The 2,938-nt window shown below is 63.4% G+C and carries 1 protein-coding gene and 2 pseudogenes; 2 read left to right on the top strand and 1 reads right to left on the bottom strand.

Annotation, left to right across the window (positions count from 1 at the left end):
• Positions 1 to 233 precede the first annotated feature (233 nt).
• Positions 234 to 1,341: pseudogene (locus ACESNG_RS24630) on the bottom strand (IS5 family transposase).
• A gap of 180 nt (positions 1,342 to 1,521) precedes the next feature.
• Between ACESNG_RS24630 and ACESNG_RS24635 the strand changes: the two are divergent.
• Positions 1,522 to 2,370 (top strand): annotated as a pseudogene (locus tag ACESNG_RS24635) (IS5 family transposase); the annotation flags it as partial.
• 224 nt (positions 2,371 to 2,594) lie between these two features.
• Positions 2,595 to 2,938: deoxyribodipyrimidine photo-lyase (locus ACESNG_RS24640; protein ID WP_373071434.1), on the top strand; the 344-nt coding region annotated here is incomplete at its 3' end.

Consider the following 2,938-nt stretch of genomic DNA (forward strand, 5'->3'; position numbering starts at 1 on the left):
CCAGAATCGGGAGCCCCTTTCCCAATCGTCATCGCTTGGAAAAAGCAGTGGTAGCGGACACCTAGCAGGGTGATGAAAAACGCTGATCTGCGAGCGAAATGCTCGATATTTTCGCGTTGAATGAGTTCAAACGGTGATTCGTGACGGGCGGTACGCGCCGTGCGGGGCTCGGCGAGGCCCCGTGAGGGGCCGTTTCGCCGTGTCTGCCGCCGCGGCGGCGGGTGCGGGCGCGCTCACGCGCACACCCCGGCGCGGATGAGCGCGCGCAGGCGTACGAGGTTGTACGCCGCGTTCACAAAGCTGAAGATCCACGCCACCTTCTCGCGCCCCCGATGTTGCAGTTTGCGGAGCCAACCAATCGTCTTGCCCCAGCCAAATCCTTCCTCGACGAGCTTGCGCTTCCGTTGACTGATCTCGTAGCCGGCGTGCCGCGTCGTGCGCCCATCAATCGCGCTCGTGGATTTGTTCACGTGGATGTTGCGGGCGACGTGCGGCGTCACCCCGCACGCGCGAGCCCCCTCGACCAAGGCGGCGGTGTCGTACCCTTTTTGCGGCGCCCAGCATACGGCGGCGTTCGCGTGGTTCGAGCGTCGTCAACATTTCGAGCGCCGCGTCGCGTTTTGCGTCATAGCCCGGGGCGCGCACATCGGTCGCGACGATCAAGCCATGGCGATTGTCCATCAACACACTGCCCAGATGCCCGATGATGCTCGCCGTCCCATTGCTCTCCCGCGCCAGTCGCGCGTCGGGATCCGTGACGGATTCATGCGTCGTATTCGAGCGCTTTTCGCCGCGAAAGTCGACGGTGGGATTCTTGGGATCGCCGTCTGACGGCGGGGGCGACGGATCGTCCTTGGGCCGGAAACTCTTGTGGCTCGCCCACGCCTCGAGCAGCGTGCCGTCGACGGTGAAGTGCTCGTGCGACAAGAGCGCGCGGGCGTCCGCCGCTTTCAGCACTTCCTGCATAAACGCGTCCGCGATGTTCCCCTCAATCAACCGGTCGCGATTCTTGCTGAACACCGTCGGCACCCACACCGCGTCATCCGGATTCAAGCCCACAAACCAGCGGAACAGCAGGTTGTAATTGAGCTGCTCCATGAGCTGCCGCTCGCTCCGAATCGTGAAGAGCACCTGCAGCAACAGCGCGCGCAACAGCCGCTCGGGCGGAATAGACGGGCGCCCCATGCGCGTGGCATAGATGGCGTCGAACCGCGGGGACAGCGCCGTCAGGATCGGCTGCACCAGCGCGTGAATCGCCCGCAGCGGATGGTCCGCCGGAATCCGGTCTTCGACCGAGACATAGCTAAACATCGTGGTCTGCGGTTGATCGGCACCACGCATCGCCACGCTCCGTTAGAGGATGCGCCAACATATACGAATCCTCGGCGCACGTCAGGAAAAATGCCGCCGACTTTTTCATCACCCTGCTAGGGAAACTCTGCAGAAATAGTGCGTTTTCGCGAGGTCGATGCAATATTGGCGCGGCGATTTGAGACCTCACCGCAGTGGAGCGCGCGACACATGAGCGAGCAGCGGACGTTGGCGAGCGTGGTGTACGACCTCAAGAAGAAGGTGACGCGCCGCGAGCGCTTCCTGCGCGAGATGGACGCCGTGATTCCGTGGGTGACGCTCCGCGCGTTGGTCGCGCCGCACGATACGAAAGCGGGCCGTGGCCGTCGGCCGCTGCCGCTCGACACGATACTCCGCGTGTACTTCCTGCAGCAATGGTTCAATCTGTCGGATCCGGCCGCCGAAGACCTGTTGTACGATTCGGAGTCGATGCGTCGGTTCGCCCGCGTGGACCTGGGCGAGGATACGGTGCCCGACGAATCGACGATCTTCCGCTTCCGCCATCTGTTGGAGGCGCACGCGCTGACTGCTCAGATGTTCGACGCGGTGCGTGATCTCTTGGTCGACCGTGACCTGCTGGTGACGACGGGCACGATCGTCGATACCACGCTGATCGCCGCGCCGAGTTCGGCGAAGCATGCCACGAAGACGCGTGATCCCGAGATGCGCCAGACGCGGAAAGGGAAGTCGTGGTACTTCGGCATGAAGTGCCGCATCGGCACGGACCCGCACGGACTGGTGCACACGCTCACGACGACTGATGCGGCGCAGGCCGACATCTCCCAGCTGCCCGCGTTGGTCCATGGCATGGAGGCATCGTTGCACGGCGACAAAGCGTACTGGAAGGAAAGCGATCGCGAGGCGTACGATGCTTTGGGCGGCCAGTACTTGGTGAATCAGCGCGGCGAGCATCTGTTTCTCGTCGTCAAGACGTGGTGGGGCTTCACGAAGGTGCGGTATCGCGGGCTCTACCAGAACACGGTGCGCGCGCTGGCCGCCTTGGCGCTCGCCAACCTGTATACGGGTTCTTGTTTTTCGTGCCATCGCCGCCATCAGAGGCGCTGCACACCGAAAAACTATCCACACCGTCGTACAGGCGCACCTGTGCAGAGCTTCCCTAGTGTGACGAGGTACAAACGGGAAGCGTGCGACACGCGGCGGGGTGCGTCCAGCAAGTGGAACGGCGTGCACGGACCTGTCGCTCAGGGAACGCCGGGTACGCGCATCGCCGTTGACTGGAGGACATGTCCGCCGTGCAACTCCTCTGGTACAAACGGGATCTCCGGATCGCTGATCATGCGCCGCTCGCTGGAGCGATAGCCGCAGGGCCGTTGGTGGCCGTGTACGTACACGAGCCGGAGCAGCAGCACGCCGCCGACCGTGATTTGCGACACGAACTCGTGTTGCACGATGCACTCAGCGAACTTCACGCGTCGCTTCATGCACGTGGTGCGCGACTGATCGAACTGCATGGCTCACTCCCCGAAGTATTCGTTGCGTTGCACGGCGCGATGCCCTTCTCGGCGATCTGGGCCCACGAGGAAACGTGGAACGCGCTGAGCTACGCGCGCGACCGACGTGTGCGAGC

This window comes from Gemmatimonas sp. (assembly GCF_041689975.1).
Taxonomy (GTDB): Bacteria; Gemmatimonadota; Gemmatimonadetes; order Gemmatimonadales; family Gemmatimonadaceae; genus Gemmatimonas.